The organism is Deinococcus aerius, assembly GCF_002897375.1.
GTDB classification, from domain to species: domain Bacteria; phylum Deinococcota; class Deinococci; order Deinococcales; family Deinococcaceae; genus Deinococcus; species Deinococcus aerius.
The window spans coordinates 171,209-186,557 of sequence record NZ_BFAG01000009.1; the positions used below are offsets into that span (position 1 = coordinate 171,209).

Consider the following 15,349-nt stretch of genomic DNA (forward strand, 5'->3'; position numbering starts at 1 on the left):
CGACCGTTTCATCCCACGTACGGGGAGTGGCCCGCTCCCCCTGCCCGGCCACCGGGGCGCCCCATGATCCTGCGCCGCGTGCTGGGCGTCCTCTTCGGCCTGCTCGTGGTCCTGGCGCTCGCGGGCTGGATCGGCCTCCAGTTCCCGCCCACCCCGTTCCCCGCTGCGGCGGGGAACGCGGCGGGGCGCGCGTCCACCCCGGAGGTCGTGCCGATCCCCGCGGGTCTCCCCGGGCCCGTGGAACGCTTCTACCGCCAGACCTACGGCGACTGGGTCCCGGTGATCACCAGCGCCGTGATCACGGGCCGGGCTGGCCTGCGCCCCCTGCCCTGGGTCCCCACCATTCAGGGCCGCTTCCGCTTCACCCACGAGGCGGGCCGCAACTACCGCCACGCCGTGGAAGCGACGTGGTACGGGCGGCCCTTCCTGCAATTTGACGAGTCCTACCTGGGCGGGGTGAGCCGCCAGGAAACCCCCTTCGGCTCCAACGCCAACGATCCCGAGGGCGCCCAGGCCGCCAACCTCGCCCTGTGGGCCGAGGCCGTCTGGTTTCCCGCCCTCTACCTCACCGACCCCCGCGTGCGCTGGGAGTCGCTGGACGACGACACCGCCGTGCTGAGCGTGCCCTTCGGGGACGACCGCGAGCGCTTTCTCGTCCGCTTCGACCCGGCGACCGGGCGCCCGTTCCTCCTGGAGGCCATGCGCTACAAGGATGTGAGCAACCCCAACAAGGTCCTGTGGCTGGCCCAGATCCGGGAGTGGGGCGCCTACGGGGGCGTCAACCTGCCCCGCACCGTCACCTTCACCTGGGCCGACGAGGGCCGCCCCTCGGAAACCTTGACGGCAGAAGACATCGACTACAACGTGGACGTGGTTCCTGCTCTCCGGGGAAGCGGGTGAGGGAGCAGATACCCCGAAGAAAAGGTTCACAAGCTAATAGCTAGAGAACAGTTTCACTTGTTTTCCGCGAAAAGAGGGCGGATTTCCCCGCCCCCTTCCTTACGCCTGGGGCTGCTGGAGCTGCGGCCCGGGCACGTAGCCCTCCAGCGCGGCGTAGTCGTCCTGGAAGTGCATCAACACGCCGCCGAAGAGGGTGTCGAAGGTCTCCTGGGGCATCTCGGCCAGGGTGGGGTAGAAGCCCACGTACTCCAGCCAAACGTTGCCGTCGGCGTCGATAGAGCGGCTGAACGCGCGCTCGCGGTTGCGGTCGTTGAGCATCATCGCCACGTCGAGGCGGCGCTGCGCGTACTGCTTCTGGGTCACGCAGGTGATCTCCAGGCGGCTGGTGTTGTTGGGGCCGTCGTTCACGGAGACCAGCACCGCCGCGTCGCCCATCTCGAAGCGCCAGCCCATGCGGATGAACCGCTGACCGTTGTTTTCTTCCATGTCGAGCTGGACTTCCTTCTCGCGCAGGTACTTGGCGAGCGTGTCCAGCGTCAGAAGCGCCGTTTCCATCGTCATCGAAACTCCTCCTCTTAGGGGGTGAAACCCGGGCCGATTCTAACACCCGGCCCGGGTCCGGGGTGCCTCAGGGCCGCGAGAGCACCCGCACCGTCACCGGGGCCACCCCTGAGGACAGGATGCCCAGCCGCGCCGCCGCCGTGCGGGACAGGTCGATCACCCGCGCGGCGCTCCCAAACGGCCCCCGGTCGTTGATCATCACGTCCACCGAGCGGCCCGTGCCCCGGTGCGTCACCCGCACCCAGGTCTCGAAGGGCAGGGTTCGGTGCGCCGCCGTCATGCGGGTGTGGGGGTTGTACCGCCCGCCGTAGTACACCGCTTGGCCCCGCTGAAGTGAACTCGCCCCCGCCCCGCCCAGAAACGGAGACGCCAGGAGGACCCCCGCCAGCGCCAGCGCCCTCACAACCGCTCCTTCGGCGTGCGGCTCAGCACCTCGTATCCCGTCTCCGTCACCAGCACCAGATCCTCGATGCGGACGCCACCGACCCCCGGCAGGTACGCGCCCGGCTCCACCGTCACGACCACGCCCGGCTCCAGCACGTCCTCGCTGCCCTTCCTGAGACTCGGCCCCTCGTGGATGTTCAGGCCGACCCCATGCCCCAGCGAGTGCGCGAACGCCTCCCCTAAGCCATGACGCTCCAGAATGCCGCGCGCCAGGGCGTCCAGGTCGCCCCCCGTCACCCCAGGGCGCACCGCCGCCACCGCCGCTTCCTCCGCCTCCAGCACGGCGTTGTAGACCCGCCGCAGCTCCTCCGATGGTGTGCCGACCGCCACCGTCCGCGTCATGTCGGAGTGATAACCGCGCAGGCGCGCCCCGAAGTCAATCGTCACGAGGTCTCCGTCCTCAATCACCTTCTCGCTCGCCACCCCGTGCGGCATCGCCCCGCGCGGCCCGCTCGCCACGATCACGTCGAAGCCCACCTCGGCCCCGGCGCGGCGCAGGCCGAGTTCGAGTGCGAGGGCCACGTCGAGTTCCCGCACCCCTGCGCGAATCATTGGGCGCACCTCGGCAAAGACCCGGTCCGCCAACGCCTGCGCCCCGCGGATCGCCTGCACCTCCCCCGGCGACTTGACGAGCCGCACCCGCTCCACCAGCCCGCGCGTCGGAACCAGCTCCGCGTCCCAGTGGGCGCGCAGGTCCTCCAGCCTGGCGACCGTCAGGTGCTCGGCCTCGAAGCCCACCCGCAGGCCCCTGACCCGTTCCGCCGCGTCCTGATACGTCTCCGGCGGGCGGGCGATCACTTGCGTGAGGGCCGATTCCTCCCGTGCCTGCACGGTATACCGCGCGTCGGTGTAGAGGATGGCGTCCCCCTCCAGCACGAGCACCTTGCCGTCCCCGCCGCTCGTGAAGCCGCTGACCGCGCGCACATTGGCCGGGCCGCTCACCCACAGGGCGCCCACGCCCGCCTGCCCCATCGCCGCCCTGAGCTGCTCAAGAACCGTCATACGGCGGAAGGTAACACGTCACCCTGCTCCCAACGGAACCCCGCCCCACTGTCCCCACCCGGGGGACAAGGGGCCTGCCTCCCCGGAACGGGGCTTATACTCCTGGATCGGGACAAAAGACAGGCCGCCACGCGCGGAACCCCCCAAGGAGGAGAGAGTCCGTGAAACTTCACGAGTATCAGGGCAAGGAACTGCTGCGCCGCTTCGGCGTGAACGTGCAGGAGGGCCGGGTGGCCTACACGCCCGACGAGGTGCGGCAGATCGCCCGCGAGTACGGCCAGCCGGTCGTCGTCAAGGCGCAGGTCCACGTCGGCGGGCGCGGCAAGGCGGGCGGCGTGAAGTTCAGCCCGACCATCGACAAGGCGTTTGAAAACGGCGAGAAGATCCTCGGGATGGACATCAAGGGCCTGACCGTGAAAAAGGTCCTCGTCACCAAGGCCGTCGATATCGACGCCGGGACCGAGTACTACGTCGGCATGATCGTCGACCGCAACGTGCAGAGCTACACCCTGATGGCGTCCGCCGAGGGCGGCATGGAGATCGAGGAGGTCGCCGCCGCCACCCCCGAGAAGATCATCCGCCACCGGGTGGACCCCGTCACCGGCCTGCGCCCCTTCGAGGCGCGCGAGGTGGCGATCAAGGCGGGCTTCAAGGGCAACCTGAACAAGATCGCCGACATGATGGTGAAGATGTCGGAAGCGGCCCTGAAGATGGACGCCGTGCTGGTCGAGATCAACCCCCTCTTTGTAGAGGCCGACGGCACCCCGCTCGCGCTCGACACCAAGTTCGAGATCGACGACAACGCGATGTACCGCCACAAGGACCTCCTCGACTGGCGCGAGCTGGAGGCCGAGCACCCGCTGGAAATCGAGGCCAGCAAGTACGGCTTCGCCTACGTGAAGCTTGACGGCAACGTGGGTGTCCTGGGCAATGGCGCGGGCATCGTGATGACTTCCCTCGACGTGGTCAACCGCGCCGGGGCCAAGCCCGCCAACTTCCTCGACATCGGCGGCGGCGCGCGGGCCGACATCGTGTACAACGCGGTCAAGCTGGTGTCCAAGGACCAGGACGTGAAGTCGATCTTCGTGAACATCTTCGGCGGCATCACCCGCGCCGACGAGGTGGCGAAGGGCATCATCCAGGCGCTGAACGAGGGCATCCTCACCAAGCCCGTCCGCATGCGCGTGGCCGGGACCGCGGAGGAGGAGGCCAAGGCCCTGCTCGCCGAGGTCAACAGCCCCCTGATCCAGATGTACCCCGACATGTTCCAGGCCGCCGAGGCCGCCGCTCAGGAGGCGAACCAGTAATGGGCATTCTCGTCGATAAGAACAGCCGCGTCATCGTGCAGGGCATCACCGGCCGCGAGGGCGCCAACCACGCCCGCGCGATGCGCGAGTTCGGCACCCAGGTCGTCGCGGGCGTGACCCCCGGCAAGGGAGGCCAGCAGTTCGAGGGCTGGCCCGTCTACAACTCCGTCGAGGAGGCCAAGGCCGCCCACGACGCCAACGTCTCCATCATCTTCGTGCCGCCCGCCGGGGCCGCCGACGCCGTGCTGGAAGCCGCCCACGCGGGCGTCCCCCTGATCGTCCTCATCACCGAGGGCGTCCCCACGGTGGACATGATGCGGGCCGTGCAGGAGGTCAAGCAGCTCGACGCGCGGAGCCGCGCGCAGGGCGGCCAGGGCATCCGATTGATCGGCGGCAACTGCCCCGGCCTGGTCACCAGCGGCGAGTGCAAGGTGGGCATCATGCCCAACCGCATCTACCAGCAAAAAGGGCGCGTCGGCCTGATTTCGCGCTCCGGCACCCTGACGTACGAGGCGGCCAAGCTCCTCCTCGACGCGGGCCTCGGGACCTCCACCACCGTCGGCATCGGCGGTGACCCGGTGATCGGCACGACCTTCGCCGACGTCCTCCCCATGTTCGAGGCCGATCCCGAGACCGACGCCGTCGTCGTGATCGGCGAGATCGGCGGGGCCGACGAGGAGGCCGCCGCCGAGTACATCGCGGGGAACATGAAAAAGCCCGTCGTCGCCTTTATCTCGGGTCGCTCGGCCCCGGCGGGCAAGCGCATGGGCCACGCGGGCGCGATCATCATGGGCAACGTCGGGACGCCCGAGAGCAAGCTCGCCGCCTTCGGGGCCGCGAACGTGCCCGTCGCCGACACCATGCCCGAGATCGTCGACCTGGTGAAAAAGGCGCTCAACGTCACCGCCTGAGCTGGACCGGGAGGGGCCGGGGCAACATGGCTCCGGCCCCTCCCCCTTTTTCCTCAACCCAGCGTCATTTTTCGTCACACACCCGTCAGCCCGGCGCGTAGACTGGGGGGTATGAAGCGCCCTTCCCCCCTGGTGCTGGCCCTTCTCGCGGCGGCGCTCCTCGCCCCCTCCGGTGCCGCCCTGACCGTGACGGGGAAGGTCGAGGGCACGGTCCCCGCGGACACCCGGGTGAGCGGCTGGGCCGTCAGCGCCTCCGGCCAGCCCGTGCAGGAGATCGTGAGCGTGCCCGTGAACGGCGGCCAGTTTCGCCTGGAAATTCCCGGTGCCTCCCCCAGTTTCCGCGCCCAGACCGCACTGAATGCCCAGAACGTTACCTGGCCCGGCGTGCTCGACCCGGTCACGGTGAGCGCCGAGACCCAGACCGCCGAACTCAAGTTCTTCACCTACCGTGACGCCAACCGCAACGGCCAGAACGACGAGGGCGAGGAACTGCGTGAGGTCACCCTGAACGCCGGGCGCGGCTCGCTCTTCGTCGTCTGGGTCAACTCCGACGTGGCCGTCAAGGCCAGCCGCGGGTATCAGGTCGCCCTCAAGCGCGGCTGGAACGCCTTTGTGGTGGAGGTCGGCCGCGCGGTGAAGGTTGCGCCGTTCAGGGACGGCGTGGCCGCCGTAAGTCTGAGCCTGGGCCGCTGAACGGGATGGTTGGAGGGCCGCCTGATCTGCTCCTCACAGCATCAGGCGGCCCTCCAGCCTACCTGAGTAGAACAACAAAAAATTCACGATCAAATCTATCGTGAATCTATTCACTTGAGTGCTGAAGAGCCAAAGGGGAAGGGGGGCCTCCCCCTCCCTTACCCCTCCGCGCCAACCGGAGAAGCCACCCGCACCCCCACCTCCGCCAGTTGGGCAGCATCGACAGGGGAGGGCGCCTCCGCCATCAGGTCCGCGCCGCGGTTGTTCTTCGGGAAGGCGATCACCTCGCGGATGCTGCCCGCGCCCGCCATCACCATGACCAGGCGGTCAAAGCCCCAGGCGATGCCGCCATGTGGGGGCGTGCCGTACGCGAGCGCGTCGAGGAAGAAGCCGAATTTGTCACGCGCCTGCTCCTCGCTGAGGCCGATGGCCCGGAACATCTGCGCCTGCACCCCGGGGTCGTGGATACGGATGGAGCCGCCCCCGATCTCGTAGCCGTTCAGCACGAGGTCATAGGCCTGGGCGCGAATCTCGCCCTGCCGGTCCGTGCCGAAGAGGGGGAGGTCCTCCGGGCGCGGCGCCGTGAAGGGGTGGTGCATGTAAGTCCAGGTCCCCGACTCCTCGTCGAATTCGAGCTGGGGGAAGTCCACCACCCAGGAGACGTGGAAGCGCGGGCCATTCGCCGCCAGGTCGAAGAGGTCCCGCAGCGCGAGGCGCACTGCTCCGAGAGCCGACACCGCCTTCTTCCACTCGCCCGCCGCGAAGAGGAGCGTGCCGCCCTGCTCCACGCCCGTCCGCTCGATCAGGGCCGCGGCCTGCCCGCCCACGAACCGGCTGATGCCGCCCGTAAAGCCCTCACCGTCGCGCCTCAGCCAGGCCAGCCCCCTTGCCCCGTTCTGCTTCGCCACCCGCTCCAGCTCGTCGATCTGCTTGCGGGTGAGTTCCGGTGCGGCGAGGACCTTCACCGCCTCCGCCTTCGCAAAGGCCCCGAACTCGCCCCCCCGGAAGAGGTCGGTCACGTCCACGAAGCTCAGGTCGAAGCGCAGATCGGGCTTGTCCGACCCGTAGCGGTCCATCGCCTCGAAGTAACTCAGGCGGGGGAAGGGGAGGGCCAGTTCCACCCCCAGCACCTCGCGGAAGACGTGGGCGAGCAGGCGCTCCTGCACCTCCAGCACGTCCTCCTGGGTGACGAAGCTCATCTCCATGTCGAGCTGGGTGAAGTCGGGCTGGCGGTCGGCGCGCAGGTCCTCGTCGCGGAAGCAGCGGGCGAGCTGGTAGTAACGGTCTAGACCTGCGATCATCAGCAGTTGCTTGAACAGTTGCGGCGACTGCGGCAGGGCGTAGAACTCGCCCGGATTCAGCCGGGAGGGCACCAGAAAGTCGCGCGCCCCCTCCGGCGTGGAGCGCGTGAGCATGGGCGTTTCCACCTGCACGAACCCCGCCGCGTCGAGGAAGGCCGTCACCGCCGCCACTGCCTTGCTTCTCAGCATCAGCGCCCGCTGCATCTCGGAGCGGCGCAGGTCGAGGTAGCGGTACTTCAGGCGGATGTCCTCGGACACAGGAACGGGAGAGCCGTCCACCGGGAAGACGGGCGTTACGGCGCGGTTCAAAATTCGCAGCTCGGACGGAATGACCTCAATTCCACCCGTGGAATAGGCGTCCGTGCGCTGGGCCTCTCCCCGCTCACGAACCAACCCGGTCACCTCAATGACGTACTCGCTCCGCAACTCGCCCGCCGCCCCATAGGTGGGGTTGTCCGATTCAATGGTGAGCTGCACGATCCCGCTGCGGTCGCGCAGGACCACGAAATACTGCTCGGGGAAGTCCCGGACGCGACTCACCCACCCCTGCAAGGTGACCGTCTGCCCGACGTACGACTCGTTCAGTTCCCCGACATAACAGGTGCGTTTCATGCTTGCTCCAGAAAGGCATTCAGCTCGGCCAGCGGCACTTCCCGCCCCTCACCCGAGTTCAGATTCTTGATGTTCAGGACCCCCCGCGCTGCCTCGTCGCTGCCGATCACGGCGGCGTAGCGGGCGTGGCGGCGGTCGGCCTCGCGGAAGGCGTTCCCCGGCTTCAGGGCGCGGTAGGCGAACTCCACCCGGGCGACCCGGCGACCCTGAAGCGCCACCCGCGCCGCCAGCCCCACATTCTCCTCGTCCATCGCGGCGAGGAAGAGGAGCGGCCCCTCCGCCCCCGGGAAGGCCATACCCTCCGCCTCCAGCGCGAGGAGCAGCCGCTCAATGCCGAAGGCCCAGCCGATGCCCGGCACCTCCGGCCCGCCGAGCTGCGCGGCCAGCCCGTCATAGCGCCCGCCCCCGCCCAGCGCCGACTTCGCCCCCACACCCTCGTGGTGCAGCTCCCAGGCCGTGCGGCGGTAGTAGTCCAGCCCGCGCACGATGGAGGGGTCGATGTCGAAGGGCACCCCCCAGTCACGGAGGTAGCCCTGCACCATCTCGAAGTGCGCCCGGGCCTCCTCGCCCAGGAAGTCGAGCATGGGGCGAACACCCAACTCCCGGATCAACGCCTGGTCCCCCTCGCTCTTGGAATCCAGAATCCGCATGGGGTTGCGGATTAATCGGTCCTGGCTGTCGCCCGAGAGGCGCCCCTCATGCGGCTTGAAGAGGTCACGCAGGTAGGCGTTGTAGGCCTCGCGGTCAGTCGGGTCGCCGATGGAGCCGAGCTTCACCCGCACGCCCGTGAGCCCCAACTCGCGCACGACCTCCCACATCAGCCAGATCGCCTCGGCATCTACTAGAGGGTCGGTCGAGCCCAGCACCTCGTAATCCACCTGGTGAAACTGACGCAAGCGGCCCTTCTGCACGTTCTCGGCCCGGAACATCGGGCCGTGCGTCCAGAGCTTGAGCGGCGCCGGAAGCTGCTTGAGCCCGTTCTGGAGGTAGGCCCGGACGATGCTCGCCGTGCCCTCGGGGCGCAGGACATACCCGCCGTGATCCCCGAAGTAGTACACCGTGAACATCTCCTTGCGGACGATATCGGTGGACCCGCCCACCCCGCGCCTCACGAGTTCGGCCTCCTCGAACAGCGGCGTGTCGATGAACTGCGCCCCCGCCCGCTCCAGCACGCGGCGGGCGGTGTCCTGCACATGGGTGAACGCGGACGCCTGCACGTCTCTTGTCAGTTTCGGGCTGCCGTCCGGCAGGTGATCCTGGGTGCCCTTGGGGCGTTGGAGCGCCATAACCCTGGAAGTGTAGCAGGGAGCGGTCAGCGGGAAAAAATAGGGGAGAGGGCGGCCCCACGCGGGTAGGCCGCCCTCTCCCAAAGGGCCTTACTGCCGGACGCTGTAAGGCAGCCCGGTCGACTGCCGCCCGCCGACCTCGACGAACAGCCAGGAGCCGCCGACCGGGGCATCTGCCGGGATGGTCAGGACGATCTCGCTGTCGGTCCAGGAACGCACCGCCGAGGCGGGGAAGACGTAGCCGCCCTCGCCCGACTCGTTCGCGCCCAGCCGCACGCGCCCGGTGGACGGCCCGCCCAGGTAGCGCCCCTGGATGGTGAGGGTGCCGCCCCGCGCCGCCGGTTCGGACAGCTTGATCAGCACCGGGGTGACAGTCACGCCCGCTGTCGCCTGCTGACGCGGCGCGCAGGAGGCCAGGACACCCATGAACAGTAAAGAAGCAAAGAAGAAACGCACCATAGCAGCAGCCTCCGTGCGGGCAGTCTAATGAGCCCCAGATGACGGGTCAAACCACCCCCCCTGTTGGGGAAAATGCCACATCCCCGGACGGGGGCGCGAGTCTGGCGGGCAAGCGCGTGCTCGTCGTCTTCAACCCCCGCAGCGGCCAGGGGGAGAGCACCCTCCCCGCCTTCGTGGAGCGGCTGCGGGCCGGGGGCGCCGAGGTCACCGAGCGCGAACTCCAGCCGGATACCCCCATGTCCGAGTACGTCTCCGACTTGACAAACCACGATTGCCTCGTCGGGGCGGGGGGGGACGGCACCGTGAGCAGCCTCGCCTACGCCGCCCGCTACACCGACGTGCCGCTCCTCGCCTACCCGGCGGGCACCGCGAACCTGATCGCGCAGAACCTGGGCCTGCCGCGGGACCCCGCCGCGCTCGCGGACATCCTCGCGGACGGGCATACCGTGCGGGTGGATCTGGGCGAAGTGGAGGTCAAGGGCGAGAAGAGCGGCTTTGCCATGCTCGCCGGGGCGGGGGCGGACGCCGCCATGATCCGCGACTCCGAGGACCTCAAGGAGCGGTTCGGCGCGATGGCCTACGTCCTGAGCGCGATGAAGCAGCTCAGCCCCAAAAAGACGACCTTCCACCTCGTCCTCGACGGCGAGCCGCGGGAGTTCGAGGGCATCGGCGTCATGGTGGCGAACTTCGGCATGGCGAACTACCGCCTGCCCATCACCAGTGACATCAGCCCGTCGGACGGCCGCTTCACCGTCGTCCTGCTCAAGGCCGGAAACATCCTGCGGCTGGTCCCGAACCTGATCGATTCCGTCCGGGTCAAGCTCAACCTGGGTGACCCCCTGTTCAGCGGCAACCTGGAGACCCTCTCGGCCAAGACCGTCACCGTGGACGCCGACGAACCCTTTCCCCTCCAGTACGACGGCGAACTGCACGTGGAGACCACCCCCTTCACCGCCAGCATCCTGCCGGGCGCGATCCGCTTCCTGACGCCGGTAAGAAAGGCCGATCTGGACACCTGAAGGATATTCCTGGTCTCAGACTCCCTTTTCCGGCTTCCCCACAGGAAGGCTAGGAAGGGGCCTCGAACGGTTCCCGAGGGTTCAGGAGGGGGCAAACGGCGGGCGACTCCGGGAGGCCAGTCGCGGAGAGCGGGTCATCCTTGGCGCGGTTGCGCGGCTCACGGACGATGGTGAGGTTCTATCGCATGTTTCGGGTTTCCTTGGGGAGCGGGCTGACGTGATGACCCGCCTAGCCGAAGGTGTCCGGCGGGCCGAGCGAGGAGGCGCACCTCGCCACAAGAGAGACACCGCCTCTACCGCTCCAGGTCCACCCTCTACTCCTGATAATTTGAGTTCTGCGGAGTATAGTGGTCCTGTGACCAAAGCTGTCCCCGGCCTGGCCCTGCAACTGGCGAGCAAATGGAGCAGTCCCGAGAACCGGCGCCGCGAGGGGTTGCGGGCGGCGCACGCGCAGGACGCCGGGACGCTCATTGACCTGACAACCACGTACATGCGGCTCAAATCCAGCCGCAAGGGCCGCACGAGCGAGCTGACCCTGAAGGCCTACGCGGAGTCCATTCGGCAATTTCTCCAGTTCACTGGCCCCCCCGAGTCGCCCAGCCGCGCGCTCAACCAGCTCACCGCCGAGGACTTCGAGGTCTGGCTCCTCACCATGCAGGAGGCCGGGCTGAAGCCGAACACCGTCAAGCGCCACCTGTACGGGGCGCGGAATCTGATGAAGGCCCTGGTCTGGGCGAACGTGCTGAAGGCGGACCCCAGCGCGGGCGTCTCGCCGCCTTCCGACCCCACCCCCGCCCACGCGAAAAAGCGGGCGCTGACGCAGACCCAGATCCGCGAGTTGTTGGCCCTGCCCGCCGAACTGCACGCGGGGGACGGGCTGCGCGCGAGCCGCGACGCGCTCCTGCTGGTGCTGGGGGGCACCCTGGGCCTGCGGGCGGCGGAAATCGTGGGGCTGGACGTGGGCGACGTGGACCTGACCGGGGGGTCACTCACCGTGCGCGGCAAGGGCGGCAAGACGCGGGTGGTTCCGCTGCCCGCTGGGGTGAAGGCCCTGCTAGGGCGCTGGCTCGTGGCCCGCCGCGCGGTGACGGTGGATGGGGGGAACCCCGCCCTCCTCGTATCCCTGTCGGGCGTGAATTACGGCGGGCGGCTCTCGACCGACGGGGCCCGCTTCATCGCCCACACCTACTACCGCCACCTGGGCCTGCCCCCCGAGATGTGGGGCCTGCACACGCTGCGGCGCACGGCGGGCACCCACCTGTACCGGGCCACTCGCGACCTGCACGTGGTCGCCGACCTGCTGGGCCACGCCTCAGTCACGACGAGCGCGATCTACGCGAAGATGGACGTGGACGTGCGCCGCGAGGCCGTGGAGGCGATGGAGCGGCTGCGGGCGGGGGAGGAGTGAGGCTCTCCCCCACTCAGCGGTCGAGCCGCCGGGCATAGACGAGCATCAGCGCGGCGAGGAGCAGGGCGGGCAGATCGCCGAGTCGGGTATAGAGGGTCTGCCCGGTCAGCAGCCGGGGACGGACGTGCAGGGCACCCTCCCCGGCGCTCAGGGTCTGGACCGGTTCGCCGAGGTCGTTCACAGCGGCGGCGACGCCCTCGTTCACGCTGCGGACCAGCCAGCGCCGGGTCTCGATGGCGCGCACCCGGCCCATCAGGAAGTGTTGCTGCACGCCCCAGCCCTCGTACCAGCCGTCGTTGCTGGGGTTGACGAGGAGCTGGGCACCTTTCCGCACCAGGTGCCGGGCGACCCAGGGGAAGACGCTGTCGTAACAGACGTAGGTGCCGTAGAGGGTGCCGCTCAGGCGGAGGGGAGTGACTTGCCGGGCCGGGAGAATGGCGAGGGCGGCCAGGTCGAGGCCGGTGGCCTCTTCAATCAGGTGGTAGCCCGGGCGCAGCGCCCGGTAGAGGGGAAAGGTTTCGCCGAACGGTACGGGCCTTGCTTTTTCATTGAGTGCGGTCACCCGCCCCGAGGCGTCCACGCTTACCACCGCGTTCTGGCGGGGCTGGAAGGTGCCCAGTCCACTGATTCCGGGGCCGGGAAACTCCGGGAGCCGTATGGGCACCTCGAAGCTCGTCAGGGCGGTTTCGCTCCAGACGACGAGTTCCCCGGGGATGCGGGAGGCGCTGAGCCTGCGCTGAACCTCGAGCTGCTCCTCGGGCGTGAGCTGACGGGTGGCCCGCCCAAACGAGTCGAACTCGGTCCGCAGCACCAGCATGGGCTGAACGGGTCCCGCCCCCGGCACGCGCGTCACCCCGTAGGCCAGCGCCGCCACCCACAGGGCCGAGAGCAGGACGAGGGGGGGGCGTCTCCCCCACCAGAAGCTGACCAGCGCGGCGGCGGTGGCCGTGACGAGCACGCTGCCCAGCAGCACCCCGCCCAGGTCGGCGATCTGGATGGCGGGGGTGGGCAGCAGTGTGTAACCCAGGGTGGGCCAGGGAAAGGCGAGGGGGCCGAGGAAGCGCAGCCCTTCCAGGATCACCCAGCCGCCCGCCAGCGCCCAGACCCGCGCCTCGCGCGAGGCGGCGAATCGTGCGGCGAGCCAGGCCATCAGCGCCAGGAAGGCCCCCTCCAGCGCGAAGAGGGCGAAGGCGAGGACCCCCAGGACGGGCGTGCCGAACAGCCTCGCGAGGAAGGCGGTGAGCCACCACAGGTGGACGGCGCTGTAGGCGGTGCCCGCCCACCACATTCGCCCGGCCATCTGGCGGGGGGAGGCGCCGCCGGAGACGAACAGCAGCAGCAGCGCGAGCGGCAGGTACGACAGGAAACTCCAGGGGAGCGGCAGGCCGCAGGCGGCGAGCAGGGCCCCGAGGAGGGCGGCGGTGAGGGGGGGCGGCGGGCGCACCGGGCCATGATAGGGCGGGCCAAATTTGGGAAATGCGGCAGCGGGCGGGCGGGCTTTGCACTAGCATGGGGGCACCTTGAGACTGGCGTTTATCAGTGACCTCCACGGCAACATTCACGCGCTGACGGCCGTGAAGCGCTTCCTTTCCGAGAACGTGGTGAACGGGGTCGTCGTGGTCGGCGATCTGGTCGGCTACGGCGCCTCGCCGGGGCCCGTGATCGACTTCGTGCGCCGCGAGGGCTGGCAGACCGGCCTGGGCTCCAGCGACCTGCGGGTGGCCCTGGAACTGGGCGAGCGCCCCGCGCGCGGGGGCGTCGCTGACCAGATCCTGGAGTGGACGCGCAAGGTGCTCTCGCCCGATCAGCGCGACTTCCTGCGCCGCTTGCCCCCCGGTGGCCGCCTGATGACCCCGGTGGGGCGGGTGCGCTTCTTCCACGGCTCGCCCCACGCCCCCGAGCAGCGGCTCGACCTGATGGCCCCCGAGCGCGAGCTGGAGGACCTGGCCGAGGCGCTGGGCGCGCGGGTGATCGTGGCGGGCGGCTCGCACATCCCGTTCGTGCGGGTGGTCAGTGAGACGACCTTCGTGGACCCCGGCTCGGTGGGCCTGAGCCTGAACAGCGAGCCGGGGGCGGACGTGGCCCTGATCGACTGCGTGGGCCGCAAACCCCGGGTCACCCTGCACAAGGTGCCCTACGACTACGCCTCCTCCGCCTTCGACATCCTGGCGTGGAACCTGCCGCCGGTGGTGGCGGACGTGATCCGCACGGGGCGGATGGGGTAGGCGGGGAGTGGCCCGTGGGCAGTGGGCTCGATCTTTCCCACTCCCCACTGCCGGTCAGGCGGGCACCGCGCCCAGCGCCGCCTCGAAGCGGGCCACCAGGCCGCGCTCGTTCAGCAATTCCTCCAGGGCGGCGAGCAGGGCGCGGTAGGGGGCCGGGCGCGCGGCTTCCCCCATCAGGCCCAGGCGCCAGATCAGGCCCGCGGTGGGGCCCAGGCCGCCCGTCACGCTGATCTCGCGTTCCCGCAGGGCGCGGCGAATCCCGGCGTCGTCGAAGCCCGCGGGAAGCCGCAGGGCGAGGACGGTGGGGAGCCGCGCGGCTCTTTCCCCGACGTAGGGGGTGAAGCCCAGCGGGGTCAGCGCCGCGAGGACGGCCTCCCCGATTTCCCGCACCCGGGCCTGGCGAACGGTGAGGCCCTCCTCCAGCGCGGCCTCCAGCGCGGCGTGCAGGGCGTAGTGCAGGTTGACGGGCACGGTGTGGTGGTAGGTGTGGTCCTCCCAGTAGTCGCGCAGGCCCCCGAAGTCGCAGTACCACAGCGGCGTGGGGGTGCGCCGGGCCGCGTGCCGTGCGAGGGCCCGCTCGCTGATCGCCACCGGGGCGACGCCGGGGGGGGCCGAGAGGCATTTTTGCGCGCCGGTGTAGACGTAGTCGATCCCCCAGGCCTCCATGTAGAAGGGCTCCATCCCGGCCGTCGTCACCGCGTCCACGGTCAGGAGGGCGCCGCTGCCGCGCACCACCTCGGCGATCTCGGGCACCGGGTTGAGGACGCCGGTGCTCGTCTCCCCGTGGACGACGGCGACCAGCCTCGCGCCGTCCAGCTTCGCGGCCACGTCCGCCGGGTCGATGGGCTGCCCGAGGGGCGCCTCCACCAGGCGGACCCGCGCGCCGTAACGCCCCGCCATCTCCGCCATGCGCCGCCCGAAGGACCCGTTCACGCAGACCAGCACCTCGTCCCCCCTTTCCACGAGGTTGGCAAAGCCCGCCTCCATTCCCAGGCTGCCGGTTCCCGCCAGCAGCGCGGTGAAGGTGGCCGGGGCCGTGCCGTACAGGGTCCGTAGGCCCGCCTGAATCTCCCCGTTCAGGGCGAAGACCTCGGGGTCCATGTGCCCGAGCATGGGGCGCAGCAGCGCCCGCTGGGCCCGCGGGTGGATCGGCGTGGGTCCGGGCGTCAGCAGGAGGTGTTCCGGGTGGGCGCTGGGACGGTCCTCGAACATAGGGCGGAG

Annotated in this window: 15 protein-coding genes; 7 read left to right on the forward strand and 8 right to left on the reverse strand. The window is 69.5% G+C overall.

The features are described from left to right. The first annotated feature begins 63 nt into the window (after positions 1 to 63). A complete protein-coding gene (locus DAERI_RS13515) occupies positions 64 to 900 on the forward strand; it encodes a DUF6544 family protein (protein ID WP_103129951.1) in 837 nt (278 codons plus the stop codon). A gap of 99 nt (positions 901 to 999) precedes the next feature. Here the strand turns inward: DAERI_RS13515 and DAERI_RS13520 are convergent, their stop codons facing one another. The 3 genes from DAERI_RS13520 to DAERI_RS13530 form a co-directional block, all read right to left on the reverse strand. Then, positions 1,000 to 1,461, reverse strand: a complete 462-nt coding sequence (locus tag DAERI_RS13520; RefSeq protein ID WP_103129952.1) for a YbjN domain-containing protein — start codon at positions 1,459 to 1,461, stop codon at positions 1,000 to 1,002. 67 nt (positions 1,462 to 1,528) lie between these two features. Further along, positions 1,529 to 1,864: a septal ring lytic transglycosylase RlpA family protein gene (locus DAERI_RS23120; protein ID WP_103129953.1), complete on the reverse strand. Its 336-nt coding sequence runs from the start codon at positions 1,862 to 1,864 to the stop codon at positions 1,529 to 1,531. After that, complete coding sequence (locus DAERI_RS13530; RefSeq protein ID WP_103129954.1) at positions 1,861 to 2,907, reverse strand: M24 family metallopeptidase; 1,047 nt, start codon at positions 2,905 to 2,907, stop codon at positions 1,861 to 1,863. The genes DAERI_RS23120 and DAERI_RS13530 overlap by 4 nt, the downstream gene beginning before the upstream one ends. Positions 2,908 to 3,068: 161 nt before the next feature. On the opposite strand from DAERI_RS13530, the gene sucC reads away from it, so the two are divergent. The 3 genes from sucC (at position 3,069) to DAERI_RS13545 (ending at position 5,818) form a co-directional block, all read left to right on the forward strand. Next, complete coding sequence (sucC, locus tag DAERI_RS13535) at positions 3,069 to 4,214, forward strand: ADP-forming succinate--CoA ligase subunit beta (protein ID WP_103129955.1); 1,146 nt, start codon at positions 3,069 to 3,071, stop codon at positions 4,212 to 4,214. Beyond that, entirely contained in the window at positions 4,214 to 5,125 is a 912-nt protein-coding gene (sucD, locus tag DAERI_RS13540; RefSeq protein ID WP_103129956.1) for a succinate--CoA ligase subunit alpha, read from the forward strand. The genes sucC and sucD overlap by 1 nt, the downstream gene beginning before the upstream one ends. A 111-nt stretch (positions 5,126 to 5,236) precedes the next feature. After that, complete coding sequence (locus DAERI_RS13545; protein ID WP_103129957.1) at positions 5,237 to 5,818, forward strand: hypothetical protein; 582 nt, start codon at positions 5,237 to 5,239, stop codon at positions 5,816 to 5,818. A gap of 158 nt (positions 5,819 to 5,976) precedes the next feature. On the opposite strand, the gene aspS is transcribed toward DAERI_RS13545, so the two are convergent. From aspS to DAERI_RS13560, 3 genes are all read right to left on the reverse strand, one after another. Continuing rightward, positions 5,977 to 7,731: an aspartate--tRNA ligase gene (gene aspS, locus DAERI_RS13550; RefSeq protein WP_103129958.1), complete on the reverse strand. Its 1,755-nt coding sequence runs from the start codon at positions 7,729 to 7,731 to the stop codon at positions 5,977 to 5,979. Further along, complete coding sequence (gene hisS, locus DAERI_RS13555; protein WP_103129959.1) at positions 7,728 to 9,017, reverse strand: histidine--tRNA ligase; 1,290 nt, start codon at positions 9,015 to 9,017, stop codon at positions 7,728 to 7,730. Before hisS ends, aspS begins: the two co-directional genes overlap by 4 nt. A gap of 90 nt (positions 9,018 to 9,107) precedes the next feature. Next, positions 9,108 to 9,476, reverse strand: a complete 369-nt coding sequence (locus DAERI_RS13560) for an IPT/TIG domain-containing protein (protein ID WP_103129960.1) — start codon at positions 9,474 to 9,476, stop codon at positions 9,108 to 9,110. 38 nt (positions 9,477 to 9,514) lie between these two features. On the opposite strand from DAERI_RS13560, the gene DAERI_RS13565 reads away from it, so the two are divergent. Continuing rightward, on the forward strand, positions 9,515 to 10,495 hold the full coding sequence (locus tag DAERI_RS13565; RefSeq protein WP_235610387.1) for a diacylglycerol/lipid kinase family protein: 981 nt from the start codon (positions 9,515 to 9,517) through the stop codon (positions 10,493 to 10,495). A 355-nt stretch (positions 10,496 to 10,850) separates the two neighbouring features. After that, entirely contained in the window at positions 10,851 to 11,903 is a 1,053-nt protein-coding gene (locus tag DAERI_RS13570; RefSeq protein ID WP_103129961.1) for a tyrosine-type recombinase/integrase, read from the forward strand. Between the two features lie 13 nt (positions 11,904 to 11,916). Here DAERI_RS13570 and lnt read toward each other — a convergent pair whose 3' ends face one another. Then, positions 11,917 to 13,347, reverse strand: a complete 1,431-nt coding sequence (lnt, locus tag DAERI_RS13575) for an apolipoprotein N-acyltransferase (protein ID WP_103129962.1) — start codon at positions 13,345 to 13,347, stop codon at positions 11,917 to 11,919. A 76-nt stretch (positions 13,348 to 13,423) separates the two neighbouring features. On the opposite strand from lnt, the gene DAERI_RS13580 reads away from it, so the two are divergent. Then, positions 13,424 to 14,128 (forward strand): metallophosphoesterase family protein, encoded by a 705-nt coding sequence (locus DAERI_RS13580; RefSeq protein WP_103129963.1) that lies wholly within the window; start codon positions 13,424 to 13,426, stop codon positions 14,126 to 14,128. 54 nt (positions 14,129 to 14,182) lie between these two features. On the opposite strand, the gene DAERI_RS13585 is transcribed toward DAERI_RS13580, so the two are convergent. Then, positions 14,183 to 15,340 carry an aminotransferase class V-fold PLP-dependent enzyme gene (locus DAERI_RS13585; RefSeq protein ID WP_103129964.1) on the reverse strand — a complete coding sequence of 386 codons (1,158 nt, stop codon included), beginning with the start codon at positions 15,338 to 15,340 and terminating at the stop codon, positions 14,183 to 14,185. Positions 15,341 to 15,349: the final 9 nt, after the last annotated feature.

What these genes read in the sequence shown, in the direction of transcription:
- sucD (WP_103129956.1), top strand. Translation starts at nt 4,214, where the DNA reads ATGGGCATTCTCGTCGATAAGAACAGCCGCGTCATCGTGCAGGGCATC.
- hisS (WP_103129959.1), bottom strand. Translation starts at nt 9,017, where the DNA reads ATGGCGCTCCAACGCCCCAAGGGCACCCAGGATCACCTGCCGGACGGC.
- DAERI_RS13545 (WP_103129957.1), top strand. Translation starts at nt 5,237, where the DNA reads ATGAAGCGCCCTTCCCCCCTGGTGCTGGCCCTTCTCGCGGCGGCGCTC.
- DAERI_RS13530 (WP_103129954.1), bottom strand. Translation starts at nt 2,907, where the DNA reads ATGACGGTTCTTGAGCAGCTCAGGGCGGCGATGGGGCAGGCGGGCGTG.
- DAERI_RS13520 (WP_103129952.1), bottom strand. Translation starts at nt 1,461, where the DNA reads ATGACGATGGAAACGGCGCTTCTGACGCTGGACACGCTCGCCAAGTAC.
- aspS (WP_103129958.1), bottom strand. Translation starts at nt 7,731, where the DNA reads ATGAAACGCACCTGTTATGTCGGGGAACTGAACGAGTCGTACGTCGGG.
- DAERI_RS13565 (WP_235610387.1), top strand. Translation starts at nt 9,515, where the DNA reads ATGACGGGTCAAACCACCCCCCCTGTTGGGGAAAATGCCACATCCCCG.
- DAERI_RS13585 (WP_103129964.1), bottom strand. Translation starts at nt 15,340, where the DNA reads ATGTTCGAGGACCGTCCCAGCGCCCACCCGGAACACCTCCTGCTGACG.
- DAERI_RS13515 (WP_103129951.1), top strand. Translation starts at nt 64, where the DNA reads ATGATCCTGCGCCGCGTGCTGGGCGTCCTCTTCGGCCTGCTCGTGGTC.
- DAERI_RS13560 (WP_103129960.1), bottom strand. Translation starts at nt 9,476, where the DNA reads ATGGTGCGTTTCTTCTTTGCTTCTTTACTGTTCATGGGTGTCCTGGCC.